Source organism: Modestobacter sp. KNN46-3, from assembly GCF_011039295.1.
The window spans coordinates 14,473-33,599 of sequence record NZ_JAAKGN010000013.1; the positions used below are offsets into that span (position 1 = coordinate 14,473).

13 protein-coding genes and 1 tRNA gene are annotated in these 19,127 nt (G+C 71.5%); 11 read left to right on the forward strand and 3 right to left on the reverse strand.

The genetic code is table 11. The annotated features are described in order from the left end of the window. Positions 1-127 precede the first annotated feature (127 nt). Positions 128-1,462 carry a hypothetical protein gene (locus G5C62_RS05495; protein WP_164700213.1) on the reverse strand — a complete coding sequence of 445 codons (1,335 nt, stop codon included), beginning with the start codon at positions 1,460-1,462 and terminating at the stop codon, positions 128-130. Positions 1,463-1,885: 423 nt separating this feature from the next. Here G5C62_RS05495 and G5C62_RS05500 point away from each other — a divergent pair, with 423 nt between their 5' ends. The 5 genes from G5C62_RS05500 to G5C62_RS05525 all read left to right on the forward strand — a co-directional run bounded on the left by G5C62_RS05500 (position 1,886) and on the right by G5C62_RS05525 (position 10,610). After that, the gene (locus tag G5C62_RS05500; protein WP_206330481.1) at positions 1,886-4,687 is read left to right on the forward strand and encodes a type I restriction-modification enzyme R subunit C-terminal domain-containing protein; all 2,802 of its coding nucleotides are present in this window, start codon (positions 1,886-1,888) and stop codon (positions 4,685-4,687) included. Next, on the forward strand, positions 4,684-6,078 hold the full coding sequence (locus G5C62_RS05505; protein ID WP_164700214.1) for a restriction endonuclease subunit S: 1,395 nt from the start codon (positions 4,684-4,686) through the stop codon (positions 6,076-6,078). Before G5C62_RS05500 ends, G5C62_RS05505 begins: the two co-directional genes overlap by 4 nt. Further along, positions 6,075-7,568, forward strand: coding sequence for a class I SAM-dependent DNA methyltransferase (locus tag G5C62_RS05510; RefSeq protein WP_164700215.1), 1,494 nt, complete (start codon positions 6,075-6,077; stop codon positions 7,566-7,568). The genes G5C62_RS05505 and G5C62_RS05510 overlap by 4 nt, the downstream gene beginning before the upstream one ends. Before the next feature lie 129 nt (positions 7,569-7,697). Beyond that, positions 7,698-7,770: transfer RNA gene (locus G5C62_RS05515), tRNA-Lys, on the forward strand. A gap of 1,964 nt (positions 7,771-9,734) precedes the next feature. After that, positions 9,735-10,610 (forward strand): GtrA family protein, encoded by an 876-nt coding sequence (locus G5C62_RS05525; protein ID WP_164700216.1) that lies wholly within the window; start codon positions 9,735-9,737, stop codon positions 10,608-10,610. Here G5C62_RS05525 and G5C62_RS05530 read toward each other — a convergent pair. Then, a complete protein-coding gene (locus G5C62_RS05530; protein WP_164700217.1) occupies positions 10,595-11,584 on the reverse strand; it encodes a phosphatase PAP2 family protein in 990 nt (329 codons plus the stop codon). The two genes, G5C62_RS05525 and G5C62_RS05530, sit on opposite strands and share 16 nt — an antisense overlap. A 254-nt stretch (positions 11,585-11,838) precedes the next feature. Here G5C62_RS05530 and G5C62_RS05535 point away from each other — a divergent pair, with 254 nt between their 5' ends. Together G5C62_RS05535 and G5C62_RS05540 are read left to right on the forward strand one after the other, a co-directional pair. After that, positions 11,839-13,353: a hypothetical protein gene (locus tag G5C62_RS05535; protein ID WP_156119029.1), complete on the forward strand. Its 1,515-nt coding sequence runs from the start codon at positions 11,839-11,841 to the stop codon at positions 13,351-13,353. Next, entirely contained in the window at positions 13,350-13,940 is a 591-nt protein-coding gene (locus G5C62_RS05540) for a CDP-alcohol phosphatidyltransferase family protein (protein WP_206330482.1), read from the forward strand. Before G5C62_RS05535 ends, G5C62_RS05540 begins: the two co-directional genes overlap by 4 nt. Positions 13,941-13,977: 37 nt before the next feature. Here the strand turns inward: G5C62_RS05540 and G5C62_RS05545 are convergent, their stop codons facing one another. Next, the gene (locus G5C62_RS05545) at positions 13,978-15,504 is read right to left on the reverse strand and encodes a hypothetical protein (RefSeq protein ID WP_164700218.1); all 1,527 of its coding nucleotides are present in this window, start codon (positions 15,502-15,504) and stop codon (positions 13,978-13,980) included. A gap of 104 nt (positions 15,505-15,608) precedes the next feature. Here G5C62_RS05545 and G5C62_RS05550 point away from each other — a divergent pair, with 104 nt between their 5' ends. The 4 genes from G5C62_RS05550 (at position 15,609) to G5C62_RS05565 (ending at position 19,120) form a co-directional block, all read left to right on the forward strand. Further along, on the forward strand, positions 15,609-15,983 hold the full coding sequence (locus tag G5C62_RS05550; RefSeq protein WP_164700219.1) for a DUF2784 domain-containing protein: 375 nt from the start codon (positions 15,609-15,611) through the stop codon (positions 15,981-15,983). A gap of 359 nt (positions 15,984-16,342) precedes the next feature. Continuing rightward, positions 16,343-16,597 (forward strand): hypothetical protein, encoded by a 255-nt coding sequence (locus G5C62_RS05555; RefSeq protein ID WP_164700220.1) that lies wholly within the window; start codon positions 16,343-16,345, stop codon positions 16,595-16,597. Continuing rightward, a complete protein-coding gene (locus G5C62_RS05560) occupies positions 16,597-17,469 on the forward strand; it encodes a hypothetical protein (RefSeq protein WP_164700221.1) in 873 nt (290 codons plus the stop codon). Before G5C62_RS05555 ends, G5C62_RS05560 begins: the two co-directional genes overlap by 1 nt. A 91-nt stretch (positions 17,470-17,560) precedes the next feature. Then, entirely contained in the window at positions 17,561-19,120 is a 1,560-nt protein-coding gene (locus G5C62_RS05565; RefSeq protein WP_206330483.1) for a flagellin, read from the forward strand. Positions 19,121-19,127 lie beyond the last annotated feature (7 nt).

Sequence of the window (19,127 nt, forward strand, 5' to 3'; positions counted from 1 at the left end):
CTCCTCCTCGAGTCGCAGCAGCCTGCGCCGGGCTCGAGCGGGACCGGCGTGGCGGTGAACTCGAGGGGCAAGGGAAGGAACCGGAGCGCGTTCTGTGACCGGGCGCCGGGCAGCGCCGCGGGGGCGGTCACGACGGATGCTCGCCGCCGGGCGCGAGGTAGCCGACCGCCCGCACGAGGTCCCACCACACGTCGCCGATCGCGTTCAGCTCGTCGCGCAGCCCGAGCATCAGCTCGCGCGCCTGCTGGACCGTCGCCTGCAGCGGGTCGACGCGGCGCCGCAGGCGCAGATGGGCGGTGGTGGTGAGCACCGAGATGGTGCCGGAGAACCAGTCCTCGTCGACCGTGGCGGCGTCCTGGACGCGGGTGGGGCGGGAGACGTCGCCGGGGTCGACCACCAGCTCGTAGCCCGCGGGCAGTTCCCGCAGCGCCACGACCAGCTTGGCCAGCAGATCCTGCCAGTGCACCTGCGCGGCCGCGACGCCCGGGCCCGGGATGGACAGGCCGACCTCCAGGGCCGGGTCCAGGAAGTCGAACAGCATGTACAGGGACAGGTGACTGCCGAGCTTGCCGTGCCGCTTCGGCCACTCCTTGGGCCAGAACTCGACGCCGACCCACCCGCGGGTCCAGTCCGTCGGCTTGCTGGTTGACGCGCCGAGGGGTAGCCACATGGACCGGTAGCTCGGCTGCGACCAGCCGATTCCGTCGTCATCCAGGACGGCGGCGAGGTCTTCGACGAAGTTCTGCACCTGCGGGTAGACCCGTTCACCGGCGACGCGCTGCGCGGCCGAGACCAGCCAGTAGTCCTCCGGCTTGAACCCGTTGAACACTCGGCGTACCCCTCTCATCTCCATGTAGGCGAGCACGTCATCGACAAGCGTTCGCTCATGTGGGCGCAGCTCTGGCAGGTGGCTGAGCACTTCGGCGATCCGCCACCAAGGCAGCCACCGGAACACCCGCGCGTCGGTCCCCGGGCACAGCCGGAGGACGTCATGGGCAGCGCGGTCCAGATCCGTCGTCGGCCGCTGCTGCGGTGCGGTCACCGCGACGATCACCGGCGGCAGCAGCCGCTCCCCGGCCGCCCACGCGCACACCGCCGCGTACTGGACGGCGAGCTGGTGCAGCTGCGGCTCGGTCGGCGCGTTCGGCTCCAAGTAGTAGCCGAACGGGGAGTGCAGCTTCGCCTCGAACACGACCGGCTGCTTGCCCACAACGATCAGCACATCGGGCTCGATGACCTTCCCCGGCCACTTGGGCATCGGCACCTGCGGCCACAGCAGGACGCGTGCACCGCGGGCAGCATGCGGGTCTACCGGAACCCCGACCGCACCGCACAGCGCCACCACTGCCGCCCGCGGCAGATGCCGGAGAGCGCCGAACACCGCAGAGGTCAGCAGATCCTCACTGCGGTCGGCGGTCTCGGGATGGCGGGCGTCGAACTTGCCGTGCAGCTCAGCGAACATGCGCGCCCGCATGCCAGCAGTCGACCCTCACGCCCCGCCCCCCGTCCGCGTTCTCATTCCATCGCCGTCCTACCACGGCAGTGACGCGGAGCCCGGCAACCGCGGCGATCGGTCCGATTGACAACCACCGCCGGCGGCACACCTTCACCTGCGGGGCGGCACCGGAAGCCTGACCGCGGCCGCGCCGCCCCACCGAACCTCGACAACTACACAGCGAGAACCACAACGCCACGGCCGCCCGCGACCGTGACGAGGGTCAGACCGGCACGACAGGAGGTGAACCACCACCGCCGCGACCCTCGCTACGGACACGCGGGACAACCATCACCCACGGCGCTCATACCGCGACAGGTAGCGTCCGGCGACACAGTGCGGACGGGATGGGCCCGATACCGCACAGTCGGAACGGGAAGGTGCGCACCCGTGGCCAAAGACGACTACGTCGGCCCAGAGGCGCACGCCCGGCGCCGCATCGACGAGATGCTCGGTGCAGCCGGCTGGGTCGTTCAGGACTACCGCGCGATCAACCGGCACGCCAACCGCGGCGTCGCCGTCCGAGAGTTCCCGCTGGCTCCCGGGCATGGGACCGCCGACTACCTGCTGTTCGTCGACGGCACCGCAGTCGGCGTGCTGGAGGCGAAGAAGGTCGGCACGTCGTTGACCGGCGTGGAGACGCAGTCGGCGAAGTACGCCGACGGCGTGCCAGACGTCATTCCCTCAGCCGGCCGGCCGCTGCCGTTCGCCTACGAGTCCACCGGCGCCGAGACCCGCTTCACCAACCGCTACGACCCGGTGGCCCGCTCCCGTGAGGTGCACTGGTTCCACCGCCCCGCCACCCTCGCCCGCTGGGTGCAGCGGTTCTCCCAGATGCCTGCGACGGCGACGTTCCGCGGTGGCCTGCGGCACCTGCCGCCGTTGGACCGGGTCGGTCTGCGTCCGGCCCAGTACGACTCCATCCTGGCGCTGGAGACCTCGTTGCGGGCCGACCGGCCCCGGGCCCTGGTCCAGATGGCCACCGGTGCCGGGAAGACGTACATGGCCGCGGCGCAGTCCTACCGTCTGCTCAAGTACGCCGGTGCGACCCGCGTGTGCTTCCTGGTCGACCGCGGCAACCTCGGCCGACAGACCCTGCGTGAGTTCCAGACGTTCATCACCCCGGACACCGGGCGGAAGTTCACCGAGCTGTACCAGGTGCAGCTGCTCACCTCCAACCGGATCGACCCGGCCGCGCAGGTCGTCATCACCACCATCCAGCGCCTGTACTCGATCCTGCGGGGCGAGGCCGAACTGGATCCCGAGGTCGACGAGACCTCCATCGAGGACCTGACACCGACGAACCTGCCGACCGTCGACTACAACCCGGCGGTGCCGGTGGAGATGTTCGACGTCCTACTCGTCGACGAGTGCCACCGCTCCATCTACGGCCTGTGGCGGCAGGTGCTGGAGTACTTCGACACCCACCTGGTCGGGCTGACCGCCACCCCCAGCAAGCAGACCCTGGGGTTCATGGATCAGAACCTGGTCTTCAGCTACACCCACGAAGAGGCCGTCGCCGACCAGGTCAACGTCGACTTCGAGGTCTACCGGATCCGCACGAGGATCGGCACCCAGGGCTCGGTGGTGGAGGCCGACGGTGAGACCGTCGTGCAGTTCCGTGACCGGCTGTCCGGGCAGACGCGGCTGGTCGCCCTCGAGGACGACTACGTCTACGGGGCCGAGCAGCTCGACCGGGCCGTCGTCGCCGAAGACCAGCTGCGAACCATCATCCGCACCTTCCGGGACCGGCTGTTCACCGAGATCTTCCCCGGCCGCCGGGAGGTGCCCAAGACCCTGGTGTTCGCGAAGGACGACGCCCACGCCGACCGGATCGTGAAGGTGTTCCGCGAGGAGTTCGACCGGCCCAACGAGTTCGCCGTGAAGATCACCTACCGGACCACCGGGCGCAAGCCGGAGGAGCTGCTCTCCGACTTCCGGAACAGCTACAACCCCCGCATCGCGGTCACCGTCGACATGATCGCCACAGGCACGGACATCAAGCCGCTGGAGTGCGTCATGTTCCTGCGCAGCGTCAAGAGCCGGAACTTCTTCGAGCAGATGAAGGGCCGCGGCGTGCGCGTCATCAACGACGCGGACTTCCAGGCGGTCACCCCCGACGCACCGGGCAAGACGCACTTTGTGCTCGTCGACGCCGTCGGTGTCACCGAGACCGAACTGAACGAAACTACGCCGCTGGAGCGGGCCAAGAAGGTCAGCTTCGACGCGCTTCTGCAGCAGGCGGCCAACGGTGTCGCCACCGCCGACCTCGCCTCTTCGCTGGGCTCCCGGCTCACCAGGCTGGACAAGCAGCTCACCGACGAGGACCGGACCGAGGTCGAGGCCGTCAGCGGCGGGCTCGGCGTCCAGGATCTCGCCCACGACCTGGTCGCCGCGGTGAACCCCGACCGTGCCGTCGCCACCGCGCAGGCCGCCCGGATCGAGCGCGGCGAGGGCGGAGACCCCACGCCGGCGGACATCGCCGCAGCACAGGAGCAGCTCATCCGCACCGCACTCCTGCCGCTGTCCAACGCGGACCTGCGGACGAAGCTGTCGGCGCTGAAGAAGGCCTCCGAGCAGCTGATCGACGAGTTCAGCAAGGACGAGGTCGTCGAGGCCGGGTTCTCCACGGACGCCACCGCACGCGCCAAGCAGACCGCCGCGGACTTCCGCGCGTGGCTCGACGATCACCGTGACGAGCTCACCGCACTGCAGGCCCTCTACGGCGTCCCCTACAAGCGGCGGGTCACCTTCCGGCAGGTCAAAGAGCTGGCCAACGCGATCAGTAAGCCGCCGCACGCCTGGACGCCTGAGCGGCTGTGGGAGGCATACGAGGCCCTCGACGCCTCCCGGGTGCGCGGCGGCGGGCAGCGCATCCTCACCGACCTGGTGTCACTGGTCCGGTTCGCTCTCGAGCAGGAGAACGAGCTGGTGCCCTACACCGAGACGGTCAACCAGCGGTTCGCCGGCTGGCTGGCCCAGCAGGAACAGCAGGGCCGCCGGTTCTCGCCGGATCAGCTGGAGTGGCTTGAGCGGATCCGTGACGTCATCGGTTCCAGCCTGACCGTGACGGTCGACGATCTGGATGACGCGCCGTTCGCCGAGCGCGGTGGCCTCGGAGGTGCCTACGAGGTGTTCCACGGCGAGCTCGAGGACCTGCTCGAGGAGCTCAACCAGGTGCTGGTCGCGTGACCGCCTGGGGCACGGGGGAGCTCCCGGTCGGGTGGGCGTGGGCGAAGCTGGGCGAGGTTGCCGACGTTCAGCTCGGCAAGATGCTTGACGCGAAGCGGCAGACCGGCGAACACGCCATGCCGTACCTGCGCAACATCAACGTGCAGTGGCACCGCACCGACCTTGACGACCTGCTTCACATGGACATCGCCCCAGATGAACGCGAGCGGTACACCGTCCAGGCAGGGGACCTGCTTGTGTGCGAGGGGGGCGAGCCCGGCCGGTGTGCGTTGGTACCAGAGGCGGCGACGGGATTGGGGTTTCAGAAGGCGCTGCACCGCGTGCGCCCAGCCGGAGGAGTGCTTTCTACCTACCTGGCCTATCTGTTGAAGCTGATGGCTCAGACAGGTGTGCTGGCGCAGTACTTCACCGGTAGCACCATCAAGCACCTGCCACGCGAGAAGATGTTTGCTCTGCCGGTGCCCATCGCGCCAACCGATGAGCAGGTCCGTATCGTTGCCGCGCTAGACGAGCACCTCTCTCGTGCTGATGCGGCTCTGTCGGCAGTTGTACAGCTGCGGTCACGTGTGGAGCGCCTTCGGGACGCGGCGCGCAATGAGCTTGTCCAGCGCGCACTCAAGGCGACGGATGGCGTGTCGCGCAGCACGGGGGACGTTGCGAATGTGCAGGGAGGCATTCAGAAGCAGCCCGCTCGCAAGGCTCCCGACGATGAGGGCGTTCCATTCCTTCGGGTCGCGAATGTCGGCAGGGGCACCCTCGACCTCGCCGACGTACACCGGATCCTGTTGAAGAGCACTGAAGAGCCCCGCGCCTTGCTGCGCAAGGGTGACCTCCTCGTCGTGGAGGGCAACGGCAGCCCTGAACAGATCGGACGCGCGGCCACCTGGGATGGATCCATCGCGCCGTGTACGCATCAGAACCACCTCATCCGCGTGCGCCCCGGCGACGAACTGGTGCCCGAGTTCCTCGAGCTCGTCTGGAACGCGCCTACGACGGTGGAGCAGCTGAAAATCGTCGCCAGCTCGACGTCCGGCCTGTACACGCTCAGCACGGGGAAGGTCAAGGCGGTACTGATCCCTGTACCCGATGTCGCGACTCAGCGGCGTCTCGTGGCTGATGCGCAGCGCCTGTTGGCCGCAGCGCAGCTCACGCTGAGTGCCTTGAAGCAGCTGACATCGCGCGGAGAGCTTCTCCAACGGGCCCTTCTTGCCGCCGCCACCGGCGGGAGGCTCACCCGTCAGCATCCGGCAGATGAACCGGCCGACCACCTGCTCAAGCGCATCGCTGAAGAGCAGGCGCTTGCCGCACCCATTGCGCGCCGCCGCCGCGCACGCACTGGTTTGGCTACCCCCGCAGCCGTGGAGACCGCGCCCGTCGAGGAGTCCGCATGACCAACGCCCAGCAGCTCGTTGCCAAGCTGTGGTCGTACTGCCACGTGCTCCGCGACGACGGCGTCTCCACTCTCGACTACGTCCAGCAGTTGACGTTCCTGCTGTTCCTGAAGATGGCCGACGAGCAGTCCCGGCCGCCCTACAACCGCCCGTCAGCGGTGCCGGCCGGGCTGGACTGGCAGTCGCTGCTCGGCCGCAGCGGCGACGACCTTGAGGCGCACTACATCCACATCCTCCGCGAGCTTGGGCAGCAGCCCGGCATCCTCGGCCAGATCTTCCGCAAGGCGCAGAACAAGATCCAGGATCCTGCCCGGCTTCGTCACCTCATCGTCAACCTCATCGACCGCGAGACGTGGTCGAGCCTCGACGCCGACGTGAAAGGGGACGCCTACGAAGGGCTCCTCGATCGCGGGGTTTCGGAGGGTGGCTATGGAGCCGGCCAGTATTTCACTCCGCGTCCGCTAATCCAGGCGATGATCGACTGCGTCCAGCCTTCCCCATCGGACACAGTGGTCGACCCCGCAGCCGGGACCGCGGGCTTCCTCATGGCCGCACACGAGTACGTAGTGCGGCATCACCCGCACCTCGACCCCGACGAGCGCCGACACCTTCGCACGGACTTCGCCGCAGGCTACGAACTGGTCGACGACACCGCTCGACTCGCCGCCATGAACATGGTCCTGCACGGCATCACCCAGCCGAGCGGGGACAGCCCCATCCGCACCGGTGATTCCCTCAAGGCCGACCCCGGCCGTCGCTGGTCCGTGGCGGCGACAAATCCGCCATTCGGACGCAAGAGTTCCGCCGTAGTGGTGACAGACGAGGGCGACACCGAGCGGGAGCAGTTGACCATCGTCCGGGACGACTTCTGGGCGACGACCAGCAACAAGCAACTGAACTTCGTCCAGCACATCCACACGATCCTCGACACCAACGGCCGCGCCGTAGTCGTGCTGCCGGACAACGTGCTCTTCGAAGGCGGCGCGGGGGAGACCATCCGGCGCAAGCTGTTGGCGACGTGCGACGTGCACACCATGCTGCGGCTGCCGACCGGCATCTTCTACGCCGGCGGCGTGAAGGCCAACGTGTTGTTCTTCGACAAGAAGCCGGCCGCCGAGGCGCCGTGGACCCGCGATCTGTGGATCTTCGACTTCCGTACCAATCAGCACTTCACGATGAAGACCAACCCACTGCGCCGGAGTCACCTCGACGAGTTCGTCGCGGCCTACCAACCGGGTGCGCGGCACGCGCGGGTGGAGTCTGAGCGGTTCCACCGGTTCTCCTACGAAGAGCTCATCGCTCGGGACAAGGCCAACCTCGACATCACCTGGCTCAAGGACGACTCGCTCGAGGACCCGGACAGCCTGCCGTCGCCCGACGTGCTCATCGCCGAGATCCAAGAGGAGATGGCGGCCATCCTCAAGCAGTTCGGTGAGATCGCCGTCGGGCTCGGCGTTGAGCCGCTGGAGCCCGCCGACATCGCGGAGTAGCACTTCAGTGCTACGGCTGCGGGCCTGAGCGGCTCGTGCCCGGGCGGTAGCCTCGCACCGGGCCGCAGACGACCCCGGATCTCTCACGCGTTGTCTGGTGAGTTGTCTGGAGGGTTGTCTGCACCCACCGGGCCTCTAGCTCAACTGGCAGAGCAGCGGACTTTTAATCCGCGGGTTGTGGGTTCGATCCCCACGGGGCCCACCTCGCTGGGCGCGCGTGTCGCCGTCGGGCAGGACCACCGTCGTCCCGCGGTCGAGTCAACGGTTGGCTGTCGACCTGGTCGGCGGTGTCGGGCGGGTGCGCCGCGACCCCCCGGGCTCCGGACTGGGAGAGGCGGGGCCAGCGGGAGGGCGCGGCCGTGTCCGAACGGTGCGCGGCCACGGCGCAGGCGCCCAGCAGCAGCAGCCAGCCCGCGAGGGGCAGCAGGCGCAGGAACGTGTCGGGCAGGCCGGTCAGGCCCTCTACGTGCCAGGCGTCGTTGGTCGCGAACAGGTAGACCCCTGCCCACGCCGGCCAGGTGCGCACCAGGCTGTCGCGCCGCACCACGGTCACCAGCAGCGGCAGCAGGTAGATGCTGTAGTTGGCCCACGAGAAGGACGACGCCAGCAGCGTGCCGAGCATCAGCAGCGGCACGACCTCCAGCGGGGCCTGCGGGCGGGACCGCCGGCGCCACGCCACCCAGCAGGCCAAGCCGAACGCTGCCACCCGCAGCCCCAGGTCCAGCGCCGGCGGCAACCCCAGCTGTACGGCGGCACCGTGCAGGGAGCGGTTGAACGGGGCCAGTTCGGGACGGTTGCCCCCGGCCAGCAGCGGCAGGACGTCGCCGAAGAACACGGCGCGGTCCGGCACGGTCAGCACCCCAACAGCGGTGAGCAGCACTCCGCTGGTGGCGGCTGCGAGCAGGGCCCGTCCCCGCCCCAGGAGGACGAGGGCGATCACGACCGGGGCCAGGGTGGGCTTGACCGCGCACACGGCACCGAGCAGGGCGCCGGCTGCGATGTCTCGGCGAGCCACGAGCAGTGCGATGACGCCGGCCTCGGCGAGCAGGAGGACGGTGTCGACGTTGCCCTGGTCCAGCAACCCGACCAGCGGCCGGCTGTTGGCGAGGACCAGCAACGCCCCGGGCAGGACGGGGGACGTCGCACGGATGCCGACCAGACGCAGCAGCAGCACCGTCGCGGCGGCCACGGCGGCCAGGCCGACCAGCACGACGACGACCAGCGCGCCACGGAACGGCAGCAGGCCCAGCGGCGCGAAGAGCCAGCCGGCCAGCGGGGGGTAGATGAACTCCAGGCGGGCGTCGTACAGCGGTCCGCCGGCGGCCAGGCTGGCGCCGCTGCGCCACAGGATCGCCAGGTCCGAGGCGGTCCCCGTGGACGAGCGCACCGCCAAGTGCAGCAGGGAGCCCACGGCCAGCGGCCACAGCACGACACGGACTGCCTGGCCCCACGCCGCGCGTCTCGGGCGTCCGGCCGGGTCGGGGCCCCCGAGCGGGCCGCGGCGATCGACGTCGGCGTCCGCCGGCACCGACGTGCCGGCACTGGCGGCCCAGGTCGTCCGCTGCATCGTCGCCTCCCTCCAGCCAGAACGACAGGACCCCTGCAGCAGCGCGAGGCCAGCCCGGGAGTGCCCAGAAGCTCCTGCGTGAACCGCCCGGGGGCGATCGAGGTCCGCGTGGGCTAGAGCAGCACGGCACGCCGGGCATGCCGCAGCTGCTAGTGGCGATCCGTGGCGACGGGGAAGACCCACCGGCGCCCCGGCCACTCGGAGACGCACCAGAGCTCTTCCCCGGGGCGGGACCAGGCCAGGTCCTCCGGCCCGCTCGGCAACACCCCCCGGTTGCGGTGCCAGGTGCCCGGGGCCGACGTACAGGTCCCCGGCGGACCCCCTGCCATTGCTCGCCGTGACGAACCAGGTGGACCCGTGCACGGCCACCCCCTGCATGCGGCGCGGTTGGTCCTCGTGGACCTCGAGCGGAACGCACAGGCCGTGGCCGTCGACGGTCGGGAGCCCCGTCCGGGGGTCGAGAGGGTAGCGCGCGAGCCGGGGCTGTCGATCGTCCTTGGCCCGGTACTCCCCGACGGCGAGCGTCGGGCGCCCCTCCAGTTCCCCGGTGGACAGACCCGCACCCCGAAGAGGGTGTCGGCGACCAGGAGGAGGTCACCGTGGACGGCGATGCCCCCGGCGTGCACGGGAACTGTGCCCATGGTCAGGACCCCGAGACGCCGGTGCGGCGCGACCAGCAGGACGTGCCCGTAACGAAGACCATCCGGGTGCGCCCGGTCGACGACCGAGATCCGGGAGCCCGGTGTGCGGAGCAGCCGGCCGCGCTTGGCGTACCAGCTCACAAGCAGCACCGTGTCGGACCGGGTGCTCGCCACACCCTGTGGCCACCACCCGGGGTCACTACGGTCCAGTTCGTCCCAGGTGAAGCCGTCACCCGCGGCCTCGCCCGGGACGAGGCACTGTTCGCCGGCGCGGTCGAGGTCGTCGAGGACGCCGTCGAGCCCGAGCCTCTGCAGTCGCGCGCTCAACCGGTCGACGAGGTCGGCCCGCGGCCGTGTCGCCTTCAGTGCGAACGGCGGTGCAGCGCGCATGCGGTGCATTCTCAACCGGCCCGTGCCGGTCGGCGTTCCGAGCAGGCGACGCGCACTCGGCACGAGTCCCCTCGGGTGGGCAGCCGGCCCCGCAACGCCTTGGCGCACCAACGCGGGAACGCTCTGCTCGACGACCAGCCGCTGGTCGCCAAGACGATCTCTCTCGTCGCGGGCACCACCGTCGCCTATGTCGGCAACCGGTTCTGGACCTACGGGGACCGGCCCCGTGGCCGACTCCGGCGGGAGTACTCGCTGTACATGGCGCTCAGCGCAGTCGCCCTCGTGATCTCGCTCGTCTGTCTGGCGGTCTCGCGCTGCGTCCTCGACCTCAGGAGCCCGGTCGCCGACAACGTCGCGGCCAACGTGGTGGGCCTCGCACTCGGCAGCCTCTTCCGCTTTCTGACCTACCGGCGGTACGTGTTCCCGGCTCAGCCCGCGACCTGATCGGCCTCGGTGCGGGAAGCCGGACCGCCCCCGGCCGTCAGCGGGGACGGAGCCGCCTGCGGGTGGCGTCGGAGGCTGCGTCGCCGCTCGCGTGCCCCGGCCACGCCGGATTCGTCCGGCCCGCGCACGGGTTTCCGCCGGCCCCGGAACTGACCCGTGCCCCATGCGGCGAGCAGGACCGAGATGGCGCCGATCGCCAGCCCGGCGACGTCGTCGAGGAGGTAGTGCCAGCCGAAGTAGATCGTCGCGACGACGGTCAGCCCGAAGAAACCCCAGAGCGCCGCGCGCACCGCGATCGAGCCGAGCGCGAACTGTCCGATGAGCGCGGCAGTGAAGATGATCGACACGTGCAGCGACGCGAAGGCGGCGATGCTGTTGAGTCGCTCGGTCCCCTGTGGGTCGCCGAGGACGATCAGGCGGGACAGCAGCAAGCTGTCCTGGAGTCGGGACACGCCGGTCTCGGGGAGGTCTGAGAACAGCTCCGGTTCCGCGTAGATCGGGCCTCTCGACGGCAGGACGTAGTAGCTGGCGGTACCGAGCGCCCAGTTGAGGCACAACGCCGTGACGTACCAGCAGGCGTGCCCGGCCCGACCCCGGAGGACGAGGGCGAGCCCCAGGGAGGCCGGCACGAAGATCAGGAACGCCAGGTAGAACCACGACAGGACGTGGGCGGCGATCCCGGTGCCGAGCAGGTCGTGCAGCACCTCGGCGGGCGCGACGCCTCCCGTGAGCGCCCGGTCGGTCCCTGCCAGCTCGTCGTCGACCAGGCCGGGCCTGAGGAGGGGCAGGTAGTGCTTGAGGTTCCGGTAGGCGACGTACGTGACGTAGAAGGCCACGAGCCCGACCAGGACCGGACGGAGCCGGCGCCAGGGCCAGCGTTCGCGAACGACGCTGAGGATCTCTGCCGGAACCGCTCTCGGTGAGCGGACGCGCACCAGGACGCGCGTCAGCACGTCGAGCGCGAGCAGCAGCACCGCGATCAACGGCAGCCGCACGTAGGTCGGGCCGAGGAACCCGTCCGGGTCGCGCAGCGGCAGACCGAGGACCACGGCGCAGACGACGGCCACGGCACCCGTGAGCAGGGCGACGGCGACGGCCATGCCGTAGGCGTGGCGGTCGCGAGGTCCACGGGCGGCGGGTTCGTCCATACGCGGCTATCTTCTCTGAATCGTCGGCCAGCACACGTCGACGTTCGAATCGCCTTCGAGGCCGCCCGAAACGGAGCGCTGTGAGGACGGTCAGTCTACCGGTCGAGGAGATCGCGCCACCTCGCCCACACGCTGGCCGGTGGTCGCCGGGCCCCGGCTGGGCCGTCGTCGGACTCTCCGCGGCCGTCCACCTGGCCCTGTGCTGGCTCTTCCGGGGCTTCCTGACCGACGACGCCTGGATCTCGGTCCGATATGCGGAGAACCTCGCGGCCGGCGAGGGATTCGTGTGGAACCCGGGCGGCCCGCGCGTCGAGGGCTTCAGCAACCCGTTGCTCGTCGCCGTGGAGGCGCTGGCCTCGTGGGCCGGCTGGTCCGCACCCGGGGCGGCGCGCCTCCTGGGCGTGGCGGCCGGCCTCGCCTGCGTGGTGCTCGTCTACGCCGCGGGCCGCCCCGTCGTGGGGGAGACCGCGGCCCGGATCGGGTCGGTGCTGACCGCCTGCAGCGCGCCCTTCGCCCTGTGGGCGGTCGGCGGCCTGGAGACACTGCTGGTGGCATTCGCCCTCACCGCGGGCACCCTCGAGGTCGCCCGACGGGACGGCGGCAGGGTCCTGCGCGCCGCCGCGGCGTTCGCCGTGCTGCCCTGGCTGCGCCCGGAGGGTCTCGCCGTTGCGGCTGCCGTGGTGGCGCTCGGCGAGGTCCCGGGCCTCTTCCGGGCGGCGACGCGCCGGCGCGCGTTCCGACGTGCCCTGCTGCTCGGGGGCATCCCGCTCGGCTCGCAGATCGCGCTCGAGGCCGTCCGGCTCGGGATCTACGGGCACCTGCTCCCCAACTCGGTGCTCTACAAGTCCGGCGCCGGCGACGGTTTCACCGTGCTGGACAAGTTCCTCGACCAGGCCCTGCTGCCGACGGTGCTGGCGGCGGTCGGTGTGCTGCTCCTGACCGGCAGGGCGCGCCTCCTCGCCGTTCCGCCGCTCGTCTACGGGCTGGGGTCCATCGGCACCCTCGACAGCGCGAACGCCTACAGCCGGTTCTTCATGCCGGTCTGGCCCCTGATCGCGCTGCTGGCGGCGGTCGTCGTCGGGTACGGCGTCACGGCCCTCGCCCGGCGCCGCCGCACGGTGAGCGCCGCCGCACTGGTCGTCGTCGCCGCCCTCCTGGTGCTGGCACTGCCTCCCGGCGACGTCCGGAGCGTGCACGCCATGCAGGACCGGTACACCGACTGCAGGGTCGGCGCCCGGGAGTCGGCCATCGACTGGTTGCTGACCACGCCGCCGGACACGTCCTTCGCCATCTCCGACGCCGGCCTGGTGCCGGCCCGCGCCGGGGGGCGGTTCGTCATCGACGACTTCTTCCTCAACGAGCCGCTCATCCAGGAGACCGGCCGGATCCCGTTCCGCGAGCGGGCAGACCTCGTGCACGGCCGCGCCCCGGACGTCCTCGTGCTCGCGAGCCGGGACGCCAGCCGGTTCGTCGGCTCCTACCCGACCGAGCAGGCGATCCACGACCACCCGGACATGGCGGAATACCGCCTCGCACACGTGGCGGTCGGGCAGGGTGCCTCCTGCCGGTACCACCTCATGGTGTTCCAGCGATGACCAGCGGGATGTGGACGCTGCCCAACGCCCTCACCGGACTCCGCCTGCTCGCCGTGCCGGTCTTCGGCGCGGTTCTGGTCGTGTCGGGAGACACCCCCCGGGGCCGGTGGATCGCACTTGCCCTGTTCATCGCTGCGTCGCTCACCGACGTCGCGGACGGCTGGCTCGCGCGGCATCGTGACCAGTGCACCGACTTCGGCGCCCTCCTCGACCCGATCGCCGACAAGGCCTTGATCGCCACGGCGCTGGTGTGCATGTCCGCCCGCGGCCTCGTCCCCTGGTGGGCGACCGTGCTGATCCTCGCCCGCGAGGCGGCCGTCACGGTCCTGCGACTGGCGGTCCTGCACCACGGTGTCATCCCGGCGAGCCGCGGCGGCAAGGCGAAGACGGCAGCGCAGACGACGCTGATCGTGCTCGCCCTGGCGGCACCCGGGTGGACGGAGGTCCTGACGGCCGTGGTGGTGACGACCGTCCTCTGGACGGTGGTCACCGGCCTGGACTACGGAGTGAAGGCAGCGGCGCTGACCCGGGCCCGGCCTCCTTCCCCGCAGCCGTCGGCGGCCCCTGGGCGGCAGGTGCCCCGCTGACCGCCGCCTCTGGCGCGGACGGAGGATCACAGGCTCGTCAGCAGGGCGGTGGTGGCGCCAGCTCCCGGGTCAGATCCGCACGCAACCACACCCGGTAGCCGCAGATCTCGGCGACGACCTGATAGCGCTCGTGCAGCAGGTCCCGCAGCCGCGACCCCTCGTCGATGCCCCACGCGTTCAGGCCGTTGATCTGGACGACCCACGACGGCGCATCGGGCCCCGCCAGGGTGGCCCGCAGCCGGGTCTGTTCGGGATCGAGCGTGCGCATCGCCGCGCTCCACAGGTGCGGGTACGACGACGGCATGTCCGCGGTCTCCAGGACGGAGGGGAGGCCGTATGCCACGAAGCCCGTGTCGCTCGCCGCCTTCGAGTCGGCCAGCCACTCGCCGGTCCGCTGGCTGGACCAGGCCGACGGGACGGTGGCGTAGATCACGTTCGAGGCCAGGGTGCCGACGAGAGCGGCGGCCGCGACCAGCCTGCAGCAGCCCCGCATCCAGGCGCCGGCGCGGGAGACGGACGGAGCGAGCGCGCCGGCGGCGAGGACGGCCGCCGGCGCGAGTTGCAGCAGGTAGGGCGGCCAGTACGCGCCACCCGACGCGATGCCCACGATCCCGAACCCGAGGAGCAGGGTGATGACCTTCCTCTCGGCCGACCCCTGCCGCAGGCCGCGGTGCGCGGTGAGGAGCCAGGTGACCACGACCGGCAGGAGGCCCGTGATCGATCCCAGGACCAGCAGCATCCCCGCCCGGCGGATCGAGTCGTCGGGACTCGTCGACCAGATGGCGTCGAACGCGGCACCACGGGAACCGACGAGGTCGTGCCAGGCGTCGGCCGGCTCGATCCGGGCGGCCGTCAGCCACAGCAGGGACATCGCACAGGGGATCAGGGCGCCCAGGAGGCCCCCGCCTCCGACGAGGAGGGCGCGCCGGCGGTCTGCGCCCTGGCTCCACCACGCGGACAACACCAGGCCGGCGAGGAGGAGCAGGCCCTCCAGCAGACTCTGCTTGACCAGCGGTGCGGCTGCGGCGGCCGCGCCCGCGGCGACCGCGCACCCGAACCGGCTCGTGGTGGAGTCGGCGTTCCATGCGGACAGAGCCAGCGCGAGCGCCGCCATCACGAGCGCAGCCCCGAACAGCTCGCCGTCCGCCTGCTCCGCCGCGAGCGCCGGCGAGCACATGATCCCGGCGGCCACCACGGCGGCCCACCGCCCGCCGACCGGCCCTCCCAGCAGCGTGCCCGCACGCCAGCCGGCGAGGACGAACAGCAGGACGAACGGGATGGCGAGGGCACGGATGGCCTGATCCCACTCGGTGAGCGACGCGACCTTGAAAATCAGCATGAGCAGCGGCGGGCGATCGACGAAGTAGTCGCCGTACAGGAACTCGCCGCCCGCGTGCCACTGCCGCGCCACCAGCAGGTAGCCCCCCTCGTCGTTCCGCAGCGGTCTCAGCACGTACGTCGCGCGGACGAGCACCACGACCAGGCAGATCGGGACGAGGAACTGCCGGGCCGAGCGCCCGGGGGATGGGGCGGGGCCGAGGTCCCGGTCCACAGGCGTGGCCACGCCCCATTCAACCGCGGACCACCGTGCCTCGACGCCCCGCACCGGCCACCGCCCCGGTCGCGACAGACCCGGTGTGGCAGGTCGCCCGGTCCTATGCTTCCCACGTGGCGAGCGGGTTGGCGGTGATGGCCGCGGTGGTGGTCGCCATCGTGCACATGGGCTTCCTGGCCTACATCGTGTTCGGCGGGTTCCTGGCGCTGCGCAGGCTGGCCTGGCTGTGGCCGAGCATGGCGGCGACCTCCTACTCGGCCTACGTGACGCTGGCCGACTTCACGTGTCCCCTCACCACTCTGGAGAAGTGGCTGCTCGAGGTCGGCGGCAGGGCGCCGTACGCGGGCAGCTTCATCGCGCACTACCTGCACGACGTCCTCTACCCGGCGCAGTACGAGACGGCGGCCTGGCTGACCGCGATGAGCGTCGCCCTCGTGTCCTACGCCGTCGTGCTCACACGGTGGCGGCGGCGGTCCGCCGTCTTCTGACAGGCGGTCCTCCACGGCCGCTCCTACGGCGACCCCGCCCAGACCGGCGGCGGTGTCGTCTTCCCGGGGATGTGCCCGATGCCCACCGTGGAATGGCGTGCGCGACAGGCCGGAATCGCGCGCCGAATCGGGACGACCGAGGCCTGATCCGAGAAAAGGCCAGCTCAGCGGTGTGTCGATGTCGACAAGGCGGCTGCTGACAGGTCGGTCATCGACCGTTCGGGTGCCCCGCACAACGATTTGGTGACGGGGCCGTGATGACGGTGTGAAAGCGCGTCGTCCGGCGCGTCGGGAGCCCTAGCTTTCGGCATGTCCGCGGCACTTCCCCAGCCGCGACGGAATGCACCGAGGAGCCCCTTGTGACCGCCCTGCTCGACCTGGCAACCCGCCCGTCGTCCCGTTCCGTGATCCCGGCAGAGGAGGAGCTCGACCTGGCCGCCCTGCTCCAGCTCTTCGAGGCCGGCGTGGACGGCGAGGCCGACGTGGACGGCGAGGACGGGACGACGCCGGTGCACGCCTCCCTGTGGTCGTCCGCTGTCTCGCTCCTCCGGTGGGCCCAGGGCTCCTCGCGTCGGGCCGCGAGCTGGGGCGCCGTCCCCGGTGGGTGGCAGTGATGCTGATCTGGCCGTTGGTCGCAGTGGTCGGTTTCGTGGTGCTGGCCGCGCTCGTCGTGGCCCTCGCGCAGAGCTCGACCGCGCAGTACGAGTTCGAGCGGAACCAGGTGCAGGGCCAGCGCCAGCAGGCGCCGGCCGAGGCGGCGGTCCCGGTGGCGGTGGGCGCGGCGGCGGTCGCCGGCGGTGCGGCAGTCCAGCCCCAGATAGCTGAGCCGGCCAACGCGGTGGCGCTGCAGCCGGTCCCGGCCAACGGCATGGCGGCTCACCCGGCGGGCCGGCAGGGCGGCGCGCAGGGCACCCCGCCGGCCTGGTGGCTGGTCGAGGAGCAGGAGGACGGCGCCCGCGAACGGGTGCTGGCGGGCCCGTTCGCCGACCCGATCGAGGCCGACTGGCTGGCGATGTCGGCACCGGGGGGTGCTGGCCGGGCCGTCTACGGCGTGCTGCGCTCCGACGGCCGGTTGATCCGCCGGCAGCTGCCGGCCGAGCGGGAGTGGCTCAGCGACCTCGGGGACCAGCTCGACCGGCTGCCCGAGGAGTGGGACGGGCCGCTGGCGGACGAGGACGAGCTCGTCTCGCTGGGGGTCGAGGTGACTGCGGCGCTGGTCGAGGCGGGGCTGCAGCTGCACGACTGCGCGGGGGAGGGTCCGGCCGGCGGCGTGTGCCTGACGCCCGAGCCCGGGCACCCGGGGGTGCTGGTCAGCTGGCACCAGCACGACCGGATGAGCCGCGACCACGTCCGCGGCGTCGCGGCGCAGGAGGCGGTGCAGCACACGATGAACGCCGCGATCGCCGAGTGCCTGCTGCAGCTGGGCTTCGACGTCCAGCCGTTCGGGGCGGCCGGGTGCTTCCTCGTGGCGGTCGACCCGCACTGAGCGACGGCGGCCCGGGGCGGCCACGCCCCGGGCCACTGTCACCCACCCGCCGCACGGCTGCGGCGGTCCCCCCCGGCCATGAAGGAACAGCGTGGGTCTCACCGTCACCACCGGCATCGCGGCGATGAACGCCTCCCGCGTGCTGGCGACGAACGACCAGGCGCTGCGCACGTCGCTGGAACGGCTCTCCTCGGGCTTCCGGGTCAACCGGGCCGCCGACGACGCCGCCGGGCTGACCCTCTCCGAGGGCCTGCGTTCCCGGATCGGGGGGACGACCCAGGCGCTCCGCAACGCCCGGGACGGCATCAGCGTCCTGCAGACCGCGGAGGGCGCGCTGCACGAGAGCGCCGCGATCCTGCAGCGCATGCGCGACCTCGCCGTCCGGGCGGCCAACGACGGGGCGGTGGACGCCGCCGGCAGGTCGGCCGTCCAGGCCGAGCTGAGCCAGCTCCGGGACGAGCTGGACCGGATCGCCGTCACCACCACCTCGCACGGCAACACCCTGCTGGACGGCACCTGGGACCGGGTCTTCCAGGTGGGCGCCCAGGTGGGCGAGACGATCGGGCTGCGCCTGGGCAGGGGCACGAACGCCGTCGCACTCGGCCTCGCGGACGTCGACGTCACCCGGGGCGAACCGGCGGTGCGGACGACCGCGGCGGTGGGCCCGGACGGCACAGACAGCCCCAGCGGCGCCGCGCTCGTGTTCGAGGGCGTGACCCTGGTGGCCGATGGCGTCGCCGCGCTCACCGGCACCATCTCGGTCGATGGGCGCACCCTCGACCTGGGAGCGGTGGCCCACCCCGATCCCGAGGGCGACGGCGTGACCAACGCCGAGGCCGTGGCCCACCTGAAGGCGGCCGCGCGGGCCGCCGGCTTCAGCTGGCCGCACGACCCGTTCCTGGACGACGGCGACGACCTGCTCTTCCGCGGCCCACTGCCCGCCGACGACGCGGCGGCGGGCGACCTGGCCGCGGCCACCCCGGTGTACACACCGGTGACCGGCGCGCCGCCGGTCACCGTGTGGACGGTCCCCGCCCTGCCCCCGGACAGCCCGGCGGCCGGTTCGCTCGTCCTCCTCGGCGCCGCCGCGGGCGGCCACGTCCCGCGGCTCACCGGCACGGTCTCCGTCGGCGGGCGGACCCTGGACCTGGGCCGGGTGTCCCTCGTCGACACCACCGGCGACCAGGGCGTCTCGCTCGCGGAGGCGCTGGAGCAGCTGGGCGCCGCGGCCCAGGCGGCCGGCCTCACCAGCGGGGACGACGCCTTCACGGCCGTCGGCGACGACCTCGTGTTCCGTGGTCCCGTGCCCGCCGACGACGCGACCGCGGAGGAGGTGCTGGCGGCCAGCCCGGTGTACCGCCCCGCCGTCGGCGCCCCGGCCGCGATCCGCGCCATCGACCAGGCGATCGGGCTGGTGTCCGCTCAGCGGGCGGAGCTGGAGGCCGTGCAGAACCGGCTCGAGCACACGATCAGCAGCCTGGGGGTGGCCCTGGAGAACGCCACGGCCGCCGAGTCGCGGATCCGGGACACCGACATGGCCCAGGAGAGGACCCTCTTCACCCGCGGCCAGGTGCTGACCCAGGCCGGCACCGCGATGCTCGCCCAGGCGAACCAGTCGGCGCAGCGCGTCCTGTCGCTGCTGCAGGTCTGACCCGGCG

Bases quoted from the DNA above. Each gene is read 5' to 3' on its own strand.
- G5C62_RS05560 (WP_164700221.1), top strand. From the start codon at position 16,597: ATGCTGATCTGGCCGTTGGTCGCAGTGGTCGGTTTCGTGGTGCTGGCC.
- G5C62_RS05510 (WP_164700215.1), top strand. From the start codon at position 6,075: ATGACCAACGCCCAGCAGCTCGTTGCCAAGCTGTGGTCGTACTGCCAC.
- G5C62_RS05495 (WP_164700213.1), bottom strand. From the start codon at position 1,462: ATGTTCGCTGAGCTGCACGGCAAGTTCGACGCCCGCCATCCCGAGACC.
- G5C62_RS05540 (WP_206330482.1), top strand. From the start codon at position 13,350: ATGACCAGCGGGATGTGGACGCTGCCCAACGCCCTCACCGGACTCCGC.